We start from the raw sequence: 20,393 nt of genomic DNA on the forward strand, positions 1-20,393 counted from the left end.
CCGGGTCGAGCACGGCCGTCGAGCACCGCCGACGGGGGAGTGCGGAAATTGTCGGAGGCTGCGTGTTGAATGAAACATGTGAGCGAATCGTTGGTGGTGGTGCCGTCCCGGGTGGTCCGGGGCGGTGGCGACGTGTTCGATCAGATCGCTGAGGTGGTGCACGGGCAGCGGGTGATGGCTGCCCGTCAACTGGCCTTGGTGGCGCGGGCCGCGGATGAGTACGAGGTGCTGGACGCCGACCTGATCGACGACGCGCCGCCGTTGGATGCGGCGTTGGTGCCCGCGAAGGGCCAGGAACGCTGGGTCCCAGGTGGTGCGGACGGCACGCCGCACGTGGGTGAGTTCCTCGCCGTGGAGCTGGCGGGCTTGCTGGGGGCGAGTGTCACCGCGGCGAAGGTCCGGATCAGTGAGGCGTTGAACTTGCGGCATCGGCATCCGCGGTTGTGGGAGGCGGTCCAGGGGCATCATGTGGAGGCGTGGCAGGCGTTGAAGGTCGTCGAGGCGTGTGTGGCCGCCGACCTGGGGCTGCACGCCTGCCACCAGGTGGATGGCTGGTTCGCCGACGCGATGGGCCTGTTGGGGTGGGTGCGGGCCCGCCGACTCTTGCAGGGCCTGATCGTGCGGGCGGATCCGGGGTTGGCCGCGTATCGGGCCGGGCAGCGCCGCACCCTGCGGGGCGTGTGGGCCTCGACGATCGTCGAGGGTCAGGTGTGCCTGGAGGCACGCTTGGACGGCTTGGACGGCGTCGCCCTGGAGGCGCAGGTGGCCCGGATCGCCGAGTTCCTGCTCGCCGACGGCGACCAGTCCGATCTGCAGCAGCGGCGGGCGAAGGCGTTGGCGATGCTGGCCGTCCCGCACTTGGCGGCCGCCTACCTCGAAGACCACGGCGTGCCCGTGGATGCCGAGGCCGGTGAAGCCCCGGTGCGGCGGGTGGACCCCGATCGCCTCCGCCCCCGGGCCACGCTCATCGTGCACGTGCACGCCGACGACGTGGCCCCACCCACCGCCGACAACACGACGCCGGACGCCGACGACACCACGCCGGACGCTGGGGCGTCCGCCGGCAGTGGCGTCGCCCGGATCGAGGGACACGGGCCGATCGACCTGGCCAGCCTCCGCCATGTGCTCGATGGTGCGCACGTGACCGTGCGGCCGGTCGTGGACCTGAATGCGCCGCCGGTGGTGGATGCCTACGAAGTGCCCGACCGACTGCGGGACCACGTGGTGGCCCGGAACCCGGTCGAGGCCTTCCCGTGGTCGGGACGCGCAGCCCGCGTCTGTCAGATGGACCACACCGAGGAGTACGACCACGACGACTGGGTCGACCGGCACCAAACCGAGGGCGGGAACTTGGGGCCGTTGGGCAGTACCGTGCACCGGGCGAAGACGCATGCGCTGTATGGGATGGTGCAGCTGGAGCCGGGCGTGTTCTGGTGGCAAACCCCCGCCGGGTTCGAATACCTCATCACCCCCAACGGCACCCACCCCCTCGGCCGAGCCTCCAGGGGCGACCCCCACCAGAACAGGACAGCGGGACGACGGGCACGGCCACGCCCGCCGATCAGGCTCCGTGAAGGCCCCCAACGACCACTCCCACCCCCGATCATCCCCGGACAGGAACACCTCGGACCCAACGACCCACCGCCCTACTGAGTGGTGGGGGTCTGGGGGAGGACGCGCCGACGTCCGGCGTCGTCTTGGACTAGCGGCCCGCCGGTTCAGCGCTGTCGACGTCGAATTGTGTCGCGTACAGCTCGGCGTAGAGGCCGCCGCGTTGCAGGAGCTCCTCGTGGCGGCCGCTCTGGACGACCCGCCCGTGGTCGAGCACCACGATGAGGTCGGCATTCCGGATCGTCGACAACCGGTGGGCGATGACCAGCGAAGTCCGGCCGGTCAGGACCTCGTCGAGCGCTCGCTGGACGGCGACCTCGGATTCGGAGTCGAGGTGCGCCGTCGCCTCGTCGAGGATGACGACGTCCGGCGCCTTGAGCAGCAGGCGGGCGATGGCGATGCGCTGCTTCTCACCGCCGGACAACCTGTGGCCGCGGTCACCGACGACCGTGTCGAGGCCCTCGGGCAGGTCATCGATGAGATCGGAGATCTGGGCGAGCCGGAGGACCCGGTGCAGGTCGGCGTCCGTGGCGTCGGGGCGGGCGTACAGCAGGTTCGCCCTGATGGTGTCGTGGAACAGGTGGGCGTCCTGCGTGACGGCTCCCACCCGCGAGCGCAGCGAGGCGAAGGTCGCGTCCCGCACGTCGACACCACCCAGGCGCACCGCTCCCGAAGTGGGGTCGTACAGCCGCACGACGAGCGAGCTCAGCGTGGTCTTGCCCGCCCCGGACGGACCCACCAGCGCGACGAGCTGCCCCGCCCGTGCCGTGAACGACACCCCGTGCAGCACGGGGTCCCCGGCCCTACGGTCGCCGGACGCCGTGGACTCCAGCGAAGCGAGCGAGACCTCGTCGGCGGAGGGATACCGGAACGACACGTCATCCACGACGATGTCGAGGGGCCCATCGGGCAGCGGGACGGCGCCCGGCCGTTCCCGCACCAGGGGTTCGAGGTCGAGCACCTCGAAGACCCGCTCGAACGAGATCAGCGCGGTCATGATGTCGACCCGCACGTTCGACAGCGCCGTCAGGGGGCCGTACAGCCGGGCGAGCAGCGCGGCCAGGGCCAGCAGGGTCCCGACGGAGAGCTGGCCGTCCACGGCCATGAGGCCGCCGAAGCCGTAGACCATGGCGCTCGCCAGCGCCGCTACGAGCGTCATGGCCGCCATGAAGAAGGACCGGTTCAACGCGATGCTGACGCCGATGTCCCGGACTTGCGTGGCGCGGTCGGCGTACTCCGCCTCCTCCCGCTCAGGCGTCCCGAACAGCTTCACCAAGAGGGCGCCGGCCACGTTGAAGCGCTCGGTCATCCGGGAGCCCATGTCGGCGTTCAGGGACATCTGCGTGCGGGCGAGGCTCGCGAGCCGCCGCCCCATGGCCTGGGCCGGGACCAGGAACAGGGGCACCAGCACCAGCGCCCCGAGGGTGAGCTGCCACGACAGGGCGAACATCGTCGCCACCACCAGCGTGACCGACACGAGGTTGCTCACCACGTTGGACAGCGCCGACGTGAACGCCTGTTGGGCCCCGATCACGTCGCTGTTGAGCCGCGACACCAGCGAGCCCGTCTGGGCGCGGGTGAAGAACGGGATGGGTTGCTGCAGCACGTGCCCGAACACCTCGCTGCGCAGGTCGAGGATCAGTCCCTCGCCGATGCGGGCCGAGAACCAGCGCTGCACCACCGTGAGGACCGCCTCGAGCAACGCGATGCCGGCCACCAGCAGCGCGAGCCGGACCACCAGGCCGCCGTCCTGCGGGATCACGCCCCGGTCGATGATCTCCCGGAGCAGCAGCGGCACGGCGACGACGAGCACGGCGTCCACCACCACGAGCGCCAGGAAGGCGGCGATCGACCCGCGGTAGCGGCCCGCGTAGGACAGGACCCGTCGGTACGTTCCCGGCGCGAGCTTCTGCTCCGCGACGGAGGAATCCCGCGACAGGGAGTGCATCATCATCCATGGCGACACGGTCATGGCGGGCCTCCTTCGTTCCCCCCATCAAACCCGCTGCGGCTGACATTGATTCCCGGCGTGCGTTCGGCTGGCTACATGCCCCGTCGGTAGCGGCCGCCGACGGCGAACAGCGCGTCGCTGATCTGGCCGAGCGAGCAGTGGCGCACGGCGTCCATGAGCGCGTCGAAGACGTTGCCACCCGAGGTGGCGGCGTCCTGCAGCGCCCGCAAGGCCTCGGGCGCCTCGGCGGCGTGCCGGGCGTGGAAGTCGCGCAGGCGCGCCAACTGGGACGTCTTCTCCTCCTGGGTCGCCCGCGCCAGCGGGATGGGCGGGGGCTCGTCGGTGTGCTCGGCCAGGAACGTGTTGACGCCGATCAGCGGGATCGACCCGTCGTGGGTGCCCTGCTCCCACTCCAGCGACTCCTCCTGGATGCGCCCCCGCTGGTAGCCGGTCTCCATGGCACCCCGGACGCCGCCCCGGTCCGCCAGCCGCTCGAACTCCGCGAGGACGGCCTCCTCGACCAGGTCGGTGAGTTCCTCGACCAGGTGCGACCCCTGCAGCGGGTTGTCGAACGCAGCCAGGCCCCACTCGGAGTTGATGATGAGTTGGATCGCCAGAGCCCGTCGCACCGACTCCGGCGTGGGCGTCGTCACGGCCTCGTCGTAGGCGTTCGTGTGGAGGCTGTTCGCGTTGTCGTACACGGCGCACAGAGCCTGGAGCGTCGTGCGGATGTCGTTGAACGCCATTTCCTGGGCGTGCAGGGACCGCCCCGACGTCTGGATGTGGTACTTCAGCTTCTGCGCCCGCTCGCCCGCCCCGTAGAGGTCGCGCATCGCGATGGCCCAGATGCGGCGCGCGACGCGCCCGATGACGGTGTACTCCGCGTCCATCCCGTTGGAGAAGAAGAACGACAGGTGCGGGGCCACCTGGTCGGCGGTCAGGCCGCGGGCCCGGTACGCCTCCACATACGTCAGCCCGTTGGCCAGGGTGAACGCGAGTTGGGTGATGGGATTCGCCCCGGCCTCGGCGATGTGGTAGCCGCTCACCGACGCCGAGTAGAAGTGGCGGACGCCGTTGCGCACGAACCACTCCTCGACGTCCGCCATCACCCGCAGCGAGAAGTCGACGGAGAAGATGCACGTGTTCTGGGCCTGGTCCTCCTTGAGGATGTCGGCCTGCACGGTGCCCCGCACCCGCGACCAGGTGTCGGCGGCGACCGCTGACGCCTCCTCCTCGGACGGGGGGCGCCCGTGCTCGGCCTCGAACGCGGCGACCTGCTGCTCGAGCGCGACGGTGAGGAACATCGCCAGGATCGTCGGCGCCGGACCGTTGATCGTCATCGACACCGAGGTGGTGGGCGCGCACAGGTCGAAGCCGGCGAACAGGTCACGCATGTCGTCCAGGGTCGCGATCGAGACACCCGAGGTGCCGACCTTGCCGAGGATGTCCGGACGCTCGGCCGGATCGCGACCGTACAGGGTCACGGAGTCGAAGGCCGTCGAGAGGCGGGTGGTGGGCTGGCCATCGGCGAGCAGGTGGAACCGCCGGTTCGTCCGGGCCGGGTCGCCCTCGCCCGCGAACATGCGGGTCGGCCGCTCACCCCCGCCGCGCGAGGCGAACACCCCGGCCGTGAACGGGAACGACCCCGGGGCGTTCCCGGTGCGCAGGTACCGGAGCAGGTCGGCCTCGTCGGCGACGCGCGGGCGGGCCACGCGGGGGAGGGACAGCCCCGACAGGGTCTCGACAGGCTCGGCCGGATCGCGTTCGTGCCAGGCCGTCAGGGCGGCGCGGGCGTCCAGGTCCACGGCGGCGTCCAGCTGGTCGACCAGGTCCGCCAGGGCGGGGACAGGCGTCTCCAGGCGGCCAAGGGTGGCCCGGGCCTGGTCGGCCGCGCGGACGGCGTCCGAGAGCCGGTCGGTCTCGGCGTGGTAGGCCCGGACGGCCTCCGCGACCTCGGCGAGGTGCCGTTCTCGGCCCGGCGGCAGCAGCGGGGGACGCGGCGGGAGCCCGGGGTCGCCGGTGGGCTCGGGGAGCGCTACGCCATGGGGCTCGAGCAGGGAGCGCAGGTGGGCGTACAGCGCGGTGACCCCGGCGTCGTCGAAGGACGCGGCCGAGGTGAGGAACACCGGCATGTCCTGCCAGCGCGTCCCGAAGGCCTCGCGGTTCCGGACCAGCTGGCGGGCGACGTCGCGACGGGCGTCCTCGGCGCCACGGTGCTCGGCCTTGTTGATGGCGACGACGTCGGCGACGTCGAGCAGGGCGGTCTTCTCCAGTTGGGTGGCTGCGCCGTACTCGGGGGTCATGACGCACAGCGTCACGTCCGCGTGCGGCGCGACGGTGGCGTCACCCTGCCCCACGCCGGGCGTCTCCAGGATGACCAGGTCGTACCCGGCCGCTCCGAACGCCATGATGGCCTCGTCCAGTCCGTCCGGCAGGGTGCGGTCGCCGTGCCGGACGGCCAGCGACCGGAAGAAGACGTGGTCGTCGAGGGCGTTCATGCGGATCCGGTCACCGAGGAGGGCGCCGCTGCCGCGCACCCGGCTCGGGTCCACGGCGAGGACGCCGACGCGCAGTCCTGCGCGTGGGCCCTCCCCGAAGTGCCGCAAGCGCAGCAGGAGCTCGTCGACCAGCGACGACTTGCCCGAGCCCCCCGCGCCCGTGACGGCCAGCACGGGCGGACGGCGCTGCCCCAGGTCGACACCGGCGACCCGGCCCGCCTGGCACAGCGTGATCGTCCGGGCCAATGCCCGGGGATCGCCGCCGTGGAGGCGTTCGGCGAGGTCGGCGGGGACCTCCGGCTCGACGTCGCACTCGCGCACGAGCTCGTTGACCATCCCGGGGAGTCCCAGGCGTTGGCCGTCCTCGGGGGTGAAGATGCGGACGCCGTGGCGTCCGAGTTCGGCGACCTCGCTGGGCACGATCACGCCACCACCGCCGCCGTACACGCGGACGTGCCCCGCGCCGGCGTCGCGCAGCGCGTCGACGAGGTAGGTGAAGTACTCCAGGTGGCCGCCCTGGTAGGAGGAGACGGCGACGCCCTGGACATCCTCTTGGAGCGCGGCCGCGACGACGTCCTCGACGCTGCGGTCGTGGCCGAGGTGGATCACCTCGCACCCCTGGGCCTGCAGGATCCGCCTGATGATGTTGATCGCCGCGTCGTGGCCGTCGAAGAGCGCGGCAGCCGTCACGAGCCGCACCGGGTGGGACGGCACGTGCAACCCGGACGCCGTGGGGCGCCCCTTCGAGCCCTCGGACATGCGGCGATGCTAGATCAGTGCCGCCCGGGATGCCAGAGGTCGGGCCACGCGACGCCGGCCCCGGCGAGCATGTGCCGGAGCAGGGGCAGGCTGAGCCCGATGACGTTGTGGTGGTCGCCCTCCAAGCGCTCGATGAACGCGCCCCCGTACCCGTCGATCGTGAAGGACCCCGCACAGTGGTGGGGTTCGCCGGTGGCGATGTAGGCCTCGACCTCGGCGTCCGTCACGTTCGCGAAGGTGACGGACGTGCTCGCCGCGCGGGTGTCGCGGTGCACCTCCTTGTCGCGGACGACGATCAGGTGGTGGCCGGTCACGAGGTCGCCCGTGCGGCCTCGCATCGCACGCCATCGCGCCCGGACGACGTCGTCGGTGTAGGGCTTGCCGAACAACTCCCCGTCGAGGGCCAGCACGGAGTCGCAGCCGATGATGGCGCGGTCCGCGTCGGTGCCGAGTTCGGCGAGCACGGCCTCCGCCTTCAGGCGTGCGAGGGCGGACGCCACCTCCGCGGCGTCCACGCCATCGACCTGGGACTCGTCCACCCCGGAGACGTGGACGACCGGGTCGACGCCGGCGGCCCGCAGTGTCTGCAGGCGCGCCGGCGATGCCGAGGCCAAGATGAGCCGCACGGTCAGCGGCGTCCGCCCAGCAGGATGTCCTGCAACAACCCGCCCAGGAGGTCACCCGCGCCACCGGCGGGCGCCTGGCGCTGTTGCGGCGCGGGGGCCGCCGGGGCGCCCGGATCCATGCGGAGGTCGGTGTCCCCCGTGCCGGGGGTCGGCACCTGGAAGCCACGATCGGTGGACGCCGGGGCCTGAGGTGCGGGCGCCTGCTGCTGAGGAACCTGCTGCTGGGGAACCTGCTGGCCCGCACCGCCGCCGAGGAGGTCGCCCAGGATGTCGCCGAGGCCCCCACCACCGGACTGCTGTTGGCCTTGGGAGGTGCCGCCTCCGCCCATGCGCTCCTGCAGCTTGCGGGCGAGGTAGCCCATGACGATCGGGGCGAGGAGGGGGAGGAGCCGCTGCAGCAGGCCGCCCGCGGCTCCACCGCCGAACGCCTGGACGTCCTGACCCGAGAACACGTGGTTGACGATCTTCTCGCCGTCGCCGGCGTCGATGTCGTTGATGTCGACGGCGTCGCCGTAGGCCCGGCTCTCGACGTGGTCACCCAGGGCCGCGCGGGAAAGGTCGACCGCTCGTTGCGGGTCCGCGGCGTTGCCCCCCATGGAACCGACCAACTGGGTCAGTGCTTGGTCGAGGGCTTGCTCGGCGGTCTGTTCGTCGGTCCCGAGGAACTGTGCGATCTGGGCGACGTCGAGGGTGGACTTGATGTCGTCTACAGCAGCCATGGCCTTGCTCCTTCGCTTGGTGGCGGACGCGTCGAGCCTAGCGACCGCCACCCAGCGTGCACCACCGCGTCAGCGGCGGGCCGTGCTCCGCCAGGCGCCGTGCCCTTGGAGGACGGGGTGCCGCACGAGGTGCCAGTAGGAGCGCCAGCCGCCGGCGATGGCCGAGTCCACCGGCGCGTGCGGGCGTCCACGTCCCCGACGGATGACGGCGAGGACGGCCGTCAACGCCGCCAACTCCTCAGCCGTCGGGTTGCCGGACTCGACCGTGAACGCGGGGGCCACGTCCAGGCCCTGCTCCTCGCCGGTCACAGCGGGATGTTCCCGTGCTTCTTGGGCGGCAACGTCTCCCGCTTGGTGCGCAGGAGCCGCATGACCCGGATGATCGTCGAACGCGTGCTGTGCGGGTAGATGACCTGGTCGATGTAGCCCCGCTCGGCGGCGACGTACGGGTTCGCGAGCTCGTCGTTGTACTCCTGGACGAGTTCCTTGCGCCGGGCCACCGGATCCTCGGCCGCCGCGAGCTCCTTCTTGTAGAGGATCTCGACCGCGCCCTCGGCGCCCATGACGGCGATCTGGGCGGTCGGCCACGCCAGGTTCACGTCGGCACCGAGGTGCTTGGAGCCCATGACGTCGTACGCGCCGCCGTACGCCTTGCGGGTGATGACGGTCACCAGCGGCACGGTGGCCTCGGCGTACGCGTAGATCAACTTGGCGCCGCGGCGGATGATGCCGTTGTGCTCCTGGTCGACGCCCGGCAGGAAGCCCGGCACGTCCACGAAGGTCAGCACCGGGATGTTGAAGCAGTCACAGGTCCGCACGAAGCGGGCGGCCTTCTCCGACGCGTTGATGTCCAGGCAGCCCGCGAACACCATCGGCTGGTTCGCGACGATGCCGACGACCCGCCCCTCGATGCGGCCGAACCCGACCACGATGTTGCCCGCGAAGAGGGCCTGGACCTCCAGGAACTCGTCGTCGTCCAGCACGTTCTTGATGACCTCGCGGATGTCGTACGGCTGGTTCGGGGAGTCCGGGATCAGCGTGTCGAGGTCGCGGTCGTGGTCGGTGATGGTCAGGTCGACCTCGGTCTCGTCGTAGACCGGGGCGTCCTCCAGGTTGTTCTGCGGCAGGTAGCTGATCAGCTCGCGGACGTACTCGATGGCGTCGTTGTCGTCGGCGGCCAGGTAGTGGGCGTTGCCCGACTTCGTGTTGTGGGTGCGGCCACCACCGAGTTCCTCGAGGGTGACGTCCTCGCCGGTGACGGTCTTGATGACCGCCGGGCCGGTGATGAACATCTGCGAGGTCTGGTCGACCATGACCGTGAAGTCGGTGAGGGCCGGCGAGTAGACGTGGCCACCGGCCGCGGCGCCCATGATGAGCGAGATCTGCGGGATCACGCCCGAGGCCAAGGTGTTGCGGCGGAAGATCTCCCCGTACAGGCCGAGGGAGACCACGCCCTCCTGGATGCGGGCGCCACCACCCTCGTTGATGCCGATGAGCGGGCAACCGGTCTTGATGGCGAAGTCGATGATCTTGACGATCTTCTCGCCGTAGACCTGACCCAGGGCACCGCCGAAGAGCGCGACGTCCTGGCTGAACACGCAGACCGGACGGCCATGGATGGCGCCGACGCCGGTGATGACGCCGTCGGTGTAGGGACGCTTGGCCTGCATGCCGAACGCCGTTGAGCGGTGGCGGGCGAACTCGTCGAACTCCGCGAAGGTGCCCTCGTCCAGCAGCGCGGCGATGCGCTCGCGGGCCGTGAGCTTGCCCTTGGCGTGCTGCTTCTCAACAGCAGCCGGGGAAGCAGCGTTCTCAGCAGCGAGAATCCGTTCCCCGAGATCGGCGATCTTACCCTTCGTCGTGTGGATGTCGATCTCCATGCGCTGACCATAATGCCTCCACCCGGTCTGGTCCCAAGCCCGCGTGCCCGCTGCTGGATAGGGTGGGGCGGGTGAGCGTGTTCCTTGATGCCCAAGCACTCTCGATCGCGGTCGCCGGGGGGTTGTGGCAGCACCTCGAGGTGGTGTCCACCACCGGGTCCACCAACGCGGACCTCGCCCGCGCCGCGGCGGAGGGAGCCCCGCCGGGGCGCGTCCTCGCCTCGGGCCACCAGAGCTCCGGCCGCGGACGCCTCGCCCGTCGCTGGGAGGCACCCCCGGACACGTCCCTCGCCTGCTCCGTGCTCGTCGCGCCACGGCGTCCCGTGCCCGAGTGGGGCTGGCTGCCGCTGTTGGTGGGCCTGGCCGTGGCGGACGGCGTCCGGGCCGCGACCGGGTTGGACGCCCGCCTCAAGTGGCCCAACGACGTGTTGGTCGGCGGGCGCAAGCTGTGCGGCATCCTGTGCGAGTCGGTCGGGGACGCGGAGGCCCCCCGTGCCGTCCTCGGCCTCGGCATCAACGTCGACCTCCGTGAGGACCAACTGCCGGTGCCGACGGCCACGTCCACCCGCCTGGCCGGTTCGGACATCGGAGCGACCGCGATCCTCGCTGCGGTGCTGCAGTCGCTCGAGACCTGGTTCACCGCCTGGGACGGTGGCCAGGACGTGTCAGACGCCTACCGCCGCCGCTGCGACACGATCGGCCGTGAGGTGGTCGTCCACCTGGGGGGTCAGGACGTCACCGGTGTCGCGACGGGGGTCGACGCAGGAGGAGGACTGGTCGTCCGCTCCGGGACGGGCGAGCGCACCTTCGTGGCGGGCGACGTCGAGCACCTGCGGCCGGCCGGGCCCGCCTGATCCGGCCCGGGGCTTGGGCGGCCAGGTCTACGCGGTGGGGCTCGGGGGGAGGTCGAAGGTGCCGTACCGCTCCACGCGGTGCCAGCGGAGCCGCGTGCCGGCCACTGCGGTGGCCAGGGACTGGATGACCACGAGGTAGAGCAGTTGCCGGTAGCAGAACTGGGTGAGGGGAAGCGCCCACAACGGGCGGCGTGACTCCCTGTCGGCGCCGAAGGCGTACGTCGCCACCACCAGGTCCAGCGCCTGGAACCCGAGCCAGACACCCAGGATCCGGACGGGGTCCAGCACGAGCAGCCCGTAGAGCGCGAAGAGGTCGACGGCGGGCGCGAGCAACGGCATGAGCACCTGGAACACGGTCATGTACGCCAGGGCGCGCCGGGTGTAACGCCCCCCGGCGCCGGGGTCGTGCACGCCGGAGCGGTGCTTCCACATCGATTGGAGGGTGCCGTAGCACCATCTGTAGCGCTGGCGCCAGAGGGCCCGCAGGGTGGCGGGTGCCTCGGTCCAGGCGAGGGCGTCGTCCGCGTACACGACGCGCCACCCGGCCCGCCCGAGTGCCATGGTGAGGTCGGTGTCCTCGGCCAGCGTGTCTCCGCTGACGCCGCCGACGCCGCGCAGCGCAGCCGTGCGGAACCCTCCCACCGCGCCCGGCACGGTCGGCATGCAGCCGGCGAGATCGTACCAACGTCGGTCCATGTTGAACCCGATGACGTACTCGATGTGCTGCCAGCGTCCGAGGAAGCCGCCCCGGTTGGCCACCTTGGCGTTGCCTGACACGGCCCCCACGAGCGGGTCGGCGAAGGGCCGGACGAGGCGGGCCACGGTGTCGGGTTCGAGGACCGTGTCGCCGTCCACCATGACGACGAGCTCGGTCCGGGTGGCGGCCAGGCCGGAGTTGAGCGCCGCAGGCTTGCCCGCGTTGGCCTGCCGGAGGAGCCGGACACCGGCAAGGGCGAGTCGCTCGACGATGGCCGCCGTGTCGTCGGTGGAGCCGTCGTCGACCACGATGACCTCCACCGGCGGCGAGGACGCGGCGATGGACCGCACGGCCGCCTCGATCCCGGCGGCCTCGTTGTAGGCCGGCACGATGACGGTGACCGGGCCGGTCGGGGGCGCCGACGGACGTGTGGCGGTGACGCGGCGGTGCCGGCCGGCCGCGACCAGCAGCACGACCGCACGGGTGACGGCGAGTCCACCGGCCGCCACCATCCCGATCCAGACGAGGGAGACGAGCGTCGAGCTCGCCCAGAGGCCCCACACCAGGACGCCCCCGACCGCCAGGCTCAACGCCGGTGCGGGGGACGAGGCCCTCGCGAGCCCCAGCGCGCCACTCGCGGTGCCCACCGTGAACCCGCGCGCCTGCAGCAGGGGGATCAACCGGTCCAACGCCTCGATCGTGACCGTGCGGTCACCGCCCCCGTCGTGGAACAAGAACACCTGGCCCGCGTCGTCGGTGGGGGTGAGGCCCGCCACCACGGCGTCCGGATCGGTGGCCTCCCAGTCGCGCGAGTCGCGCGTGGTGAGCACCGTCAGGTAACCGGATTCAGCGGTCAGCCGGATGGTCGACCACGCCGCGTCGTCGATGGCCCGGTTCGTGGAGGAGTACGGCGGTCGGAACAGGGCGGGCGAGGTGCCGGTCGCCCCCTCGATCATCAGTTGGGTGGCGCGGGTCTCGAGGCGCACGCGCCACGGCGGGGCCACGCCGAGGTTGGGGTGGGTGAACGAGTGGACGCCGATCTCGTGGCCCCGTCGCGCGACCTGCCCCAACAGCGCGGGGTTCCGCACGACCTGGTCGCCGAGCACGAAGAAAGTACCGCGCACCCCGTGCCGCTCCAGGACGTCCATCACCTGGGTCGTCCACGTCGGGTCGGGGCCGTCGTCGAAGGTCAGGGCGATGGTCCGCTCGCGCGGTGTGAGCAGGGTCGGGCGTCCGTCCGCCAGCCCGATCCCCGGCCCACCGTCGAGCACTGCTCGGGGTGGCTGGCTCGCCGTCCCAGCGGGCAGGGGCCGGTACAGCTCGCGGTCCATCAGCGCGACGGGCAGGTGCATCACCAGGCCGATCGCCAGGACGGAGAGGGCGACGGCAAGGAGGATCCAGTGGACGCCGAGGTCCTCGCGACGGGTGCTGCTCATCTTGACGGCACCGGTCGGCGGGTCTGGCCGGGAGGCACGCTCGGCGCCGACCCGCGGCTCCGCGTGGGCGACGGCGCGGCCGCGGTGGGGCCGGGTGCCGCCGCGCTGGGCGCGGGCGCCGGCGCGGCGGGGGAGGGTGCCGGCGCCGCGGCGGTCGGTGCGGGCGCGGGCGTCCCCCCTCGCGGCGGGAGCGCCGTCGTTCCGGTTCTCGGCCTGGCCGTTGCGGCGGGCAGGGCCAGGCCGGACGTCCCCGTCAGCGGCGACGTGTGGGGCCGCGGCGTGGTCGCGGGGGCGCTGGACGCGGTGCCCACCACGGCGGTCGCTGGGACCTCGATGGGCGGCGCGATCCAGCGACCCGGGGCCCCCAGGGAGCCGAGCAGGGCGAGGGCCACCGTGCCCACGAACGCCGCCAGCACCACGGCAGCGGTCCAGGTCGCCCCGCGCAGGTGCACCAGGCGTCGTCCGGACTCGTCCACGAACACGGCACGCGCCCGGGCTCGACGAGGGAGTCGACTCGTGCGCACGGCTCAGCCCAGGAAGGAGTCGAGCAGGTCGTTGAACCGTTGCGGGGCATCGACGTTGGGTTGCGCGCCGGCTCCCTCGATGACCTCGAGCCGCGCCCCGGCGATGCCGGCCGCCAGGTCACGGGCGGCGGCCAGGCCCGGCCGGTCGGCCGAGCCCGCGATCACGAGTGTCTTGGCGCGGACCTCCCGCAGGTGGGAGCGATAGTCGATCTGGGCCGCCTCGTCCAGGGCCTGGAGGAACCTCTTCTTCTGGATCCCGAGCGCGGCGAGCTTCTTCTCCGGAACCAGGGAGAAGGCGAGGCGTTGCATGCGCGCGACAGACCTCGGCGGGTTCACCTGGCCGGCGGCGAGGACCAAGTGCGAGACGCTCTCGGGAGCTCGGATGGCGGCGTCGAGCGCCACCACCGCCCCCAAGGAGACACCGACCAGGGACATCTGGTCGACACCGTGCTGGTTGAGCAGGGCGAGCACGTCGTCGGCCGCTCCCTGCACCGAGAACTGCTCGGGGCGGCCCGGGCGCGTCCCCTTGAGCCAGGGCGCCACGGCCTTGAACCCGGCGGGGAGCACCGTGACCTGGTCCTGCCAGGACTGCGGGGTCTGGCCGAGGCCGTGGAGGAGGACGAGGAGACGCATGGAGGTCAATCTACGGGAGTGTCCGTGGGAGAATCGTCCGGTGACCAAGGAGCCGGATGCCGACGTGGCGACGCCCGAGACCCAGTTGCCGCTGCGGACCCAGCTGTTCCGGTTCGTCATGACGGGCGGGGTCTCGGCCATCGTCGACTACAGCGTGCTCGTGACCGGCATGGCGCTGGGGCTGTCCCCCGGTGCCGCCAAGGCCGTCTCCTGGGTGTTCGGCACGCTCACCGCCTACGCGATCAACAGCCGGTGGACCTTCGCGTCCGACGGCAGCCGGCGCAAGCTGGCCGCGGTCGCGACGCTGTACGCCCTCACGTTCGCCCTGCAGGTGGGCACCTTCGCGCTGGCCTTCCCGCCGCTGGAGGCCCGGTTCGGCACGGCGGCGGCCCAAGTCGTCGGCTTCGTGGTGGCCCAGGGGCTGGCCACCACGGTCAACTTCATCGTCCAGCGGATGTGGATCTTCCGCTGACGTCAGAGGACCTCGACCGGCAGTTGCTCGACCAACACACCGGACGCCGTGGGCAGCGTGGACGGCTGCACGGAGAACACCCGCTGGCCTGACTCCTCGGCGATGCAGCCCACGAGCTTGCCGTCGACGAAGTGGACGCCGGCGCCGTCGTCCGCGGCGTACCCGCCCGGCAGGTCACCGGCGGCCACGGCGTCGGTGTAGACCGCCACGCGGCCGTCCTCGTTGGCGAAGTGGCTGCAGAAGCTGCCGCGGACGAGGCCCAGGCCACCGCGATAGGCGCGGTAGGGGCCGAAGGAGTCGGTCACGCACCCGTCGAACCAGACATTGCCGCCGGCCGCCGTCCCGGCCAGGACGACGTCGCCGGTCTGGTAGCGCCGCGCGATCGCACGGTCGACGCCATGGGCGCGCCACAGGGCCAGCGCGTTCACCGTCGCGCCGTTCCCGACGAGGATCAGGTCGGCCTCCTGGATGCGGGACACCGCGTTGGCCGCGTCCTGCCACAGGGTCAGCACCATCGGGCGGATGCCCAGCGTGCCGTAGGCCACGAGGAACTTGTTGATGTACTGGGGATCGTCCGCGGACGCGGTGGGGACGAAGCAGACCAGGGGCGCCGCCTTCCCGGTCAGTTCGACGAGGTAACGGTCGAGGTTGGTGGGGGCTCCCAGCTCCGATGTTGCGAACCCGCCACCACCCATCGCGACGATGTGAGCGGTCATGTCGCCACCTTGGCATCGACCGCCCTCCGAATGCGAAGACAAGTAACCTTTCGCCCGTGACGGACCTGACCATCGGCATCGTGGGCGGCGGGCAGCTCGCCCGGATGATGAATGAGGCGGCGACGCCGCTCGGACTGAGGGTGCGGCTGCTGGCCGAGGCGGAGGGCACCTCCGCGGCCCAGGTGGTCCCGCGCGCGCAGGTCGGCGACTACACGGACGTCGACACCCTGGTCGCCTTCGCCGAGGGAGCGGACGCCGTGACCTTCGACCACGAGCACGTCCCGGTCGCGCTGCTCCGCCGGCTGGAGGACGCCGGCGTCGCCGTCCGCCCCGGCCCGGACGCGCTCGTCCACGCGCAGGACAAGGCCGTGATGCGCGAGCGCCTCACCGAGCTCGGCATCCCCGCGCCGGCGTGGCGCGTCACCCGGACGGCGGAGGAGTTCGTCGCGTTCGGCGACGAGATCGGGTGGCCGCTGGTCGCCAAGACGTCCCGTGGCGGCTACGACGGCAAGGGCGTGTGGAAGGTCGCCGGCCCCGAAGGCGCCGCTGAGCCCTTCGCGGCCCTGGGCCGTGCGCTGGGGCCGACGGAACGGGTGGAGGGTTCAGACACACTCACGGACGCTCCCTCCACGGACGACGAGGCTCAGGTCGTCATCGTCGCCGAGGAGTTCATCCCGTTCACGCGCGAGCTCAGCGTGCTGGTGGTGCGGCGTCCGGGCGGGGAGTCGGTCGCCTACCCCGTGAGCGAAACCGTGCAACGCGGTGGCATCTGCCACGAGACCACGACGCCGGCCCCGGGGCTCCCCGACGACCGCGCGTCCGAGATCCAGGCGTTCGCCACCCGGGTCGCCGATGAACTCGGCGTGGTGGGCGTCCTCGCCGTGGAGCTGATGGAACGCCCCGGGGGTGAGGTCGTCGTGAACGAGCTCGCGATGCGCCCCCACAACACCGGGCACTGGACAATCGAGGGCGCGGTCACCAGCCAGTTCGAGAACCACCTCCGGGCCGTCGCGGACCTGCCGCTCGGCTCGACCGCAATGACGGCTCCGGTCGTCGTGATGAGCAACGTCCTCGGCGGCGACAACGACGACCTGGTCGGGTCGCTGGGCGTCGTGCTCGCCAACCCCGACGTTCGCGTCCACCTCTACGGCAAGTCGGTGAAGCCCGGCCGCAAGGTCGGCCACGTGACCGTGTGCGGCGCCGACGTCGCCACCACCCAGGAGGCCGCGCGTGCGGCGTCCGACCACCTGGAAGGCAGGAGCCATGGCTGATCAGCCCCTCGTCGGGATCGTGATGGGGTCGGACTCCGACTGGCCCACGATGGAGGCCGCGGCGCAGGCGTGCGCCGAGTTCGGCGTCGCGTACGAGGCGGACGTGGTCAGTGCGCACCGGATGCCCGAGGACATGGTCCGGTACGGGCGCGAGGCCCATGCGCGCGGCCTCAAGGTCATCATCGCCGGGGCCGGGGGAGCGGCCCACCTGCCCGGCATGCTCGCCGCCCTGACGCCGCTGCCGGTCATCGGCGTCCCCGTGCCGTTGAAGTACCTCGACGGCATGGACTCCCTGCTCTCGATCGTCCAGATGCCCGCCGGGGTTCCGGTCGCGACGGTCGCCATCGGCAACGCGCGCAACGCGGGCCTGCTGGCCGTCCGCATCCTGGCGGCCGGTGACGCGGCGCTGACGGCGAGGATGCTCCACTTCCAGGACGAGCTGCGCGCGGCGGCGACGGCCAAGGGCGCCAACGTCCGGGGACACTGACACGCCGGGCGGCCTGCGCCCCTGGCGCCGTCCGACCCACCACACTGGGGGAAAACCTGCTCCTGCTGTCTTCCCCCAGAGGTGAGGTATGTCCGACGCGATCGTGCCCACGGCACGTCAGCGCAGTGAACGCATCGCGTTCCGGCGCGGCGTGTCGCTGCTGGTACTGACCCTGCTGGTGCCCGGCTCGGCCCAAGTGGTCGCCGGCGGCCTCGGGTTGGGCCGGTTCGCCCTGCGTGTCTGGATGTCCGTCGTCGGTGTCGCGCTGGCGTTCGCGGCACTCATCCTGGTCCGCCGCGACTGGGCCCTGGCCCTCTACGCGCACCCCGTGACCCAGTGGATGGGGTCGGTCGTGGTGCTGGTGCTGGGCGTCGGGTGGGCGCTCCTGCTGCTGGACGCCTGGCGGCTCTCACGGCCGACCCAGATGGGGACCCGCGGGTGGGGGATGGCCGTGTTGTCCGGGCTGCTCGCCCTCGCGGTCGGCTTCGGATCGGTGCAGGCCTCCGCCGTGTCGCGCAGCCAGGCCGAGCTCTTCGGGGCGGTCTTCGGTGGGGGCGGGGACGCCGCCGCCGTGGACGGACGCCTCAACGTCCTGCTGCTGGGGGTGGACGCAGAGCCCGACCGCCCCGGGATCCGCACGGACACCATGATGGTGGCCTCGGTGAGCGTCGACACCGGACGCACGGTCCTGTTCAGCCTGCCCCGCAACCTCCAGTGGGCGCCCTTCCCCAAGACCTCACCGCTCGCGAAGCTGTACCCCAAGGGCTACTGGTGCGAGGACGAGAGCTGCCTGCTGAACGCCGTCCACTCCGAGGCCGAGAAGCACCCCGACCTGTTCAAGGGCGTCGCCGACCCCGGCCTGAAGGAGGTCCGGGGCGTCGTCTCGGAGACGCTCGGCCTCAAGGTGAACTACTACGCGATGGTCGACATGCGGGGCTTCGAGTCCCTCGTCGACGCCCTGGGCGGTGTCACGCTCGACATCGCCAAGGCGGTGCCGATCGGCGGGGGTTCGGCGAAGGTCGAGGGGTACATCCAGCCCGGGGAGGACGTGCACCTCAACGGATTCCAGGCCTTGTGGTTCGCGCGCTCGCGACACGGATCCTCCGACTACGAGCGCATGGCGCGGCAGAAGTGCGTGGTCAACGCGATGGCCAAGCAGGTCACCCCCCTGAACGTCATCACCCGGTTCACCGAACTCGCCGCGGCCGGCAGCTCGATGGTGCGGACCGACGTGCCGACCACCCAGCTGGTCCGGCTCGCCGAGCTCGCGGACGCCGGCCGTCGCCTCCCCATCGCCTCGGTGAGCTTCGCGCCGCCGCTGATCGAGCCGGTCAAGCCCGACTTCGCGCTGATCAGGTCGACGGTCAAGGAGGCGATCGCCTCCTCGCGGCGGCTCGACGACGAGGCCGCCCGCGCGGCGAAGGCCGCTCCCGCGGCGTCCGAACCTGCGGCGTCCGCGGTGGCCGAACCGGCGGCGCCCGCGGCGTCCGAAGCCGCGGCGCCCGCGCCCGCACAGCCCGCGGCACCCGAACCCGTGGCGCCGGTCGTGGCGGCGACGGCACCCAAGACCGGGGCGGAGTTCAGCCAGGAGCGCGCGACGGGCGACCTCACGGCGATCTGCGGCGTCGGCTGACCCTCCCTCAGGTCAGTTCGCCCTCAGTCCAGTTCGCCCTCAGGCGAGTTCGCCCTCGAGGATCCGGAACAGGTCGGCACCGATGGCGTCCACCAGGGCGCGCCCCTCCTCGAAGGTCGGCATGCGGGTCATGATCGCGGCCACGTAGTCGCGGCCCTCGCCCGTCACGTGTCCCATGGAGTTCACACCCCACAGGTTGTCGATGCTCTTGAACTGCACCCACCCGTTCTTCATGCTGACCTCGACGTCCTTCCCCTTGTCGTGGCCGATGCCCCACGTCTGGTCGGGGTTCGTCTTCGACATGAGGTCCAGCAGGTACAACCGGTCCTCGTGGTGGACGGCCGGGCTCCCGTGCACGAGCAGGTCGGCCAGGAGGCGCTGGTCGTTGGGGGTGGTGGTCGTCCACGACCAGAACTCGCTCTCGGGGTTGCCGCGCGTGTTCGGCAGGCCCAGGTCGTGCGCCAGGGCGGTGTAGGCGTCCCGTCCGCCGGCCCACTCCCACAGTTCGTCGGCGGGGTCGTTCTCGGAGTCGATGATCGCCCGGGACGCCCGGCCGTAGTTCTCGAAGCTGAGTTCCTCCCCGGCCCTCCGCGCCTTGGTGAGCGCCATCAACACGATCATCACCTTGGCCATGGACGCCGAGTTGGACATGAAGTCGCCGCGCCAGGAGAACTCCTGTCCGGTGCGCAGGTCCTTCACCGACAGGCCGAGCTTGTCGGTGTTGGCGCCGTAGGCGTCCATGATCGCCTGGAGCTGCCCCCGGACGGTGCCCGTCGGCGCCGCGGTGGGCGTCCGCAGCGGGGCGGGCCCTCGGGAACAGCCCGCCACCAGGGCCGTGGCGGCGGTGGCGAGCAGCAGGTGGCGGCGGGACACGGGCATCGCAGGATCCTTACGAGCTGTGGGTCGGCTCATGCCACCACCCGCGCCTTCTCGGCCGACGCGGTGCGCGCCGGATCGCCGGCGGACTCGCTGAACACGACGGAGCCGCCGCCGAGGACGGCGCGCGCGAGGAGGGAGACGGCTTGCCAGGCCGAGGTCGGCCGGGCGAACACCCGGTCCGTGATCGGCTCGAGCGCGGCCACGTCAGCCACGGTCACGGTGCGCTCGGCGTCGGACCAGGCGGGCGAGTCCGGCGCGCCGGGGCGGATGGGCGCCGCATCCGACTGGGCGAGGGCCTCGGAGCTGTAGTCGACCACGCCGGCGGGCAGGCCGGTCAGCGCACGGCCCCACGGGTCGAGGGAACAGGCCAGTGTCGTGGGTGCGACCGGTGCCGGGTCGGTGGGACCGATGACGGCGACGTCCGCGTCGTCCCGCAGGGTGGCCGCGAGCCCGGCCTGCCACAGGGCGAAGGGCCACACCAGCCCCATCCAGTGGGCGGGGCGCTCGGCCAGCACCGGGAGCGAGACGACGGCTTCCTCGTCAACCCCGAGGTCGTCGAGCAGGTTGACCGTCTTGGCCACCCAGTTGGCGAAGCTGGCCACCGACAACTCGGTGCGCTCGCCCGCCGGCCCGTAGTGGGTCACCAGCGGCGCACCCCCCGCGACGCGGACGAGTCGGTCCAGGTGGGCGCTGACGGGACGGAGTGGGCTCACGGGCCCCAGCATAGGAGGCCGCTAGCATGCCCCT

18 protein-coding genes are annotated in these 20,393 nt (G+C 71.8%); 6 read left to right on the forward strand and 12 right to left on the reverse strand.

Translation table 11 applies throughout. From position 1 onward, the window contains the following. Positions 1–78 precede the first annotated feature (78 nt). Positions 79–1,653 (forward strand): hypothetical protein, encoded by a 1,575-nt coding sequence (locus AC5YDV_RS08760; protein WP_496182937.1) that lies wholly within the window; start codon positions 79–81, stop codon positions 1,651–1,653. Positions 1,654–1,702: 49 nt separating this feature from the next. Here the strand turns inward: AC5YDV_RS08760 and AC5YDV_RS08765 are convergent, their stop codons facing one another. The 6 genes from AC5YDV_RS08765 to AC5YDV_RS08790 all read right to left on the reverse strand — a co-directional run bounded on the left by AC5YDV_RS08765 (position 1,703) and on the right by AC5YDV_RS08790 (position 10,044). Next, positions 1,703–3,583 carry an ABC transporter ATP-binding protein gene (locus tag AC5YDV_RS08765; RefSeq protein WP_496182938.1) on the reverse strand — a complete coding sequence of 627 codons (1,881 nt, stop codon included), beginning with the start codon at positions 3,581–3,583 and terminating at the stop codon, positions 1,703–1,705. 71 nt (positions 3,584–3,654) lie between these two features. Next, positions 3,655–6,819, reverse strand: a complete 3,165-nt coding sequence (icmF, locus tag AC5YDV_RS08770) for a fused isobutyryl-CoA mutase/GTPase IcmF (protein WP_496182939.1) — start codon at positions 6,817–6,819, stop codon at positions 3,655–3,657. 14 nt (positions 6,820–6,833) lie between these two features. Further along, positions 6,834–7,451, reverse strand: coding sequence for a Maf family protein (locus tag AC5YDV_RS08775; RefSeq protein WP_496183017.1), 618 nt, complete (start codon positions 7,449–7,451; stop codon positions 6,834–6,836). Continuing rightward, a complete protein-coding gene (locus AC5YDV_RS08780; protein ID WP_496182940.1) occupies positions 7,448–8,164 on the reverse strand; it encodes a DUF937 domain-containing protein in 717 nt (238 codons plus the stop codon). Before AC5YDV_RS08780 ends, AC5YDV_RS08775 begins: the two co-directional genes overlap by 4 nt. Before the next feature lie 69 nt (positions 8,165–8,233). Further along, complete coding sequence (locus tag AC5YDV_RS08785) at positions 8,234–8,473, reverse strand: acyl-CoA carboxylase subunit epsilon (RefSeq protein WP_496182941.1); 240 nt, start codon at positions 8,471–8,473, stop codon at positions 8,234–8,236. After that, positions 8,470–10,044, reverse strand: coding sequence for an acyl-CoA carboxylase subunit beta (locus AC5YDV_RS08790; protein ID WP_496182942.1), 1,575 nt, complete (start codon positions 10,042–10,044; stop codon positions 8,470–8,472). Before AC5YDV_RS08790 ends, AC5YDV_RS08785 begins: the two co-directional genes overlap by 4 nt. A 71-nt stretch (positions 10,045–10,115) precedes the next feature. On the opposite strand from AC5YDV_RS08790, the gene AC5YDV_RS08795 reads away from it, so the two are divergent. Then, on the forward strand, positions 10,116–10,898 hold the full coding sequence (locus AC5YDV_RS08795) for a biotin--[acetyl-CoA-carboxylase] ligase (RefSeq protein ID WP_496182943.1): 783 nt from the start codon (positions 10,116–10,118) through the stop codon (positions 10,896–10,898). A gap of 27 nt (positions 10,899–10,925) precedes the next feature. Here AC5YDV_RS08795 and AC5YDV_RS08800 read toward each other — a convergent pair whose 3' ends face one another. From AC5YDV_RS08800 to AC5YDV_RS08810, 3 genes are read right to left on the reverse strand one after another with little or no spacing between them, the layout of a single operon-like run. Then, positions 10,926–13,031: a bifunctional polysaccharide deacetylase/glycosyltransferase family 2 protein gene (locus tag AC5YDV_RS08800; protein ID WP_496182944.1), complete on the reverse strand. Its 2,106-nt coding sequence runs from the start codon at positions 13,029–13,031 to the stop codon at positions 10,926–10,928. Then, positions 13,028–13,555, reverse strand: coding sequence for a hypothetical protein (locus AC5YDV_RS08805; RefSeq protein WP_496182945.1), 528 nt, complete (start codon positions 13,553–13,555; stop codon positions 13,028–13,030). The genes AC5YDV_RS08800 and AC5YDV_RS08805 overlap by 4 nt, the downstream gene beginning before the upstream one ends. A gap of 3 nt (positions 13,556–13,558) precedes the next feature. Then, positions 13,559–14,188, reverse strand: a complete 630-nt coding sequence (locus AC5YDV_RS08810) for an alpha/beta fold hydrolase (RefSeq protein ID WP_496182946.1) — start codon at positions 14,186–14,188, stop codon at positions 13,559–13,561. A gap of 40 nt (positions 14,189–14,228) precedes the next feature. Between AC5YDV_RS08810 and AC5YDV_RS08815 the strand changes: the two genes are divergently transcribed. Next, positions 14,229–14,660: a GtrA family protein gene (locus tag AC5YDV_RS08815; RefSeq protein WP_496182947.1), complete on the forward strand. Its 432-nt coding sequence runs from the start codon at positions 14,229–14,231 to the stop codon at positions 14,658–14,660. A 2-nt stretch (positions 14,661–14,662) separates the two neighbouring features. On the opposite strand, the gene AC5YDV_RS08820 is transcribed toward AC5YDV_RS08815, so the two are convergent. After that, on the reverse strand, positions 14,663–15,376 hold the full coding sequence (locus tag AC5YDV_RS08820) for a Type 1 glutamine amidotransferase-like domain-containing protein (RefSeq protein WP_496182948.1): 714 nt from the start codon (positions 15,374–15,376) through the stop codon (positions 14,663–14,665). 14 nt (positions 15,377–15,390) lie between these two features. Here AC5YDV_RS08820 and AC5YDV_RS08825 point away from each other — a divergent pair, with 14 nt between their 5' ends. From AC5YDV_RS08825 to AC5YDV_RS08835, 3 genes are all read left to right on the forward strand, one after another. After that, positions 15,391–16,647, forward strand: coding sequence for a 5-(carboxyamino)imidazole ribonucleotide synthase (locus AC5YDV_RS08825; RefSeq protein ID WP_496183018.1), 1,257 nt, complete (start codon positions 15,391–15,393; stop codon positions 16,645–16,647). Beyond that, a complete protein-coding gene (gene purE, locus AC5YDV_RS08830) occupies positions 16,640–17,134 on the forward strand; it encodes a 5-(carboxyamino)imidazole ribonucleotide mutase (protein WP_496182949.1) in 495 nt (164 codons plus the stop codon). Before AC5YDV_RS08825 ends, purE begins: the two co-directional genes overlap by 8 nt. Before the next feature lie 88 nt (positions 17,135–17,222). Beyond that, a complete protein-coding gene (locus tag AC5YDV_RS08835) occupies positions 17,223–18,767 on the forward strand; it encodes an LCP family protein (RefSeq protein WP_496182950.1) in 1,545 nt (514 codons plus the stop codon). A 39-nt stretch (positions 18,768–18,806) separates the two neighbouring features. Here AC5YDV_RS08835 and AC5YDV_RS08840 read toward each other — a convergent pair whose 3' ends face one another. Beyond that, entirely contained in the window at positions 18,807–19,646 is an 840-nt protein-coding gene (locus AC5YDV_RS08840) for a serine hydrolase (RefSeq protein WP_496182951.1), read from the reverse strand. Between the two features lie 29 nt (positions 19,647–19,675). Further along, the gene (locus tag AC5YDV_RS08845; RefSeq protein WP_496182952.1) at positions 19,676–20,359 is read right to left on the reverse strand and encodes a TIGR03089 family protein; all 684 of its coding nucleotides are present in this window, start codon (positions 20,357–20,359) and stop codon (positions 19,676–19,678) included. Positions 20,360–20,393 lie beyond the last annotated feature (34 nt).

This window comes from Propioniciclava sp. LT432 (assembly GCF_059515965.1).

Excerpts from the sequence above, each read along its gene's own strand:
- AC5YDV_RS08765 (WP_496182938.1), bottom strand. The coding sequence starts at position 3,583 with ATGACCGTGTCGCCATGGATGATGATGCACTCCCTGTCGCGGGATTCC.
- icmF (WP_496182939.1), bottom strand. The coding sequence starts at position 6,819 with ATGTCCGAGGGCTCGAAGGGGCGCCCCACGGCGTCCGGGTTGCACGTG.
- AC5YDV_RS08780 (WP_496182940.1), bottom strand. The coding sequence starts at position 8,164 with ATGGCTGCTGTAGACGACATCAAGTCCACCCTCGACGTCGCCCAGATC.
- AC5YDV_RS08790 (WP_496182942.1), bottom strand. The coding sequence starts at position 10,044 with ATGGAGATCGACATCCACACGACGAAGGGTAAGATCGCCGATCTCGGG.
- AC5YDV_RS08800 (WP_496182944.1), bottom strand. The coding sequence starts at position 13,031 with ATGAGCAGCACCCGTCGCGAGGACCTCGGCGTCCACTGGATCCTCCTT.
- AC5YDV_RS08810 (WP_496182946.1), bottom strand. The coding sequence starts at position 14,188 with ATGCGTCTCCTCGTCCTCCTCCACGGCCTCGGCCAGACCCCGCAGTCC.
- AC5YDV_RS08820 (WP_496182948.1), bottom strand. The coding sequence starts at position 15,376 with ATGACCGCTCACATCGTCGCGATGGGTGGTGGCGGGTTCGCAACATCG.
- purE (WP_496182949.1), top strand. The coding sequence starts at position 16,640 with ATGGCTGATCAGCCCCTCGTCGGGATCGTGATGGGGTCGGACTCCGAC.
- AC5YDV_RS08835 (WP_496182950.1), top strand. The coding sequence starts at position 17,223 with ATGTCCGACGCGATCGTGCCCACGGCACGTCAGCGCAGTGAACGCATC.
- AC5YDV_RS08840 (WP_496182951.1), bottom strand. The coding sequence starts at position 19,646 with ATGCCCGTGTCCCGCCGCCACCTGCTGCTCGCCACCGCCGCCACGGCC.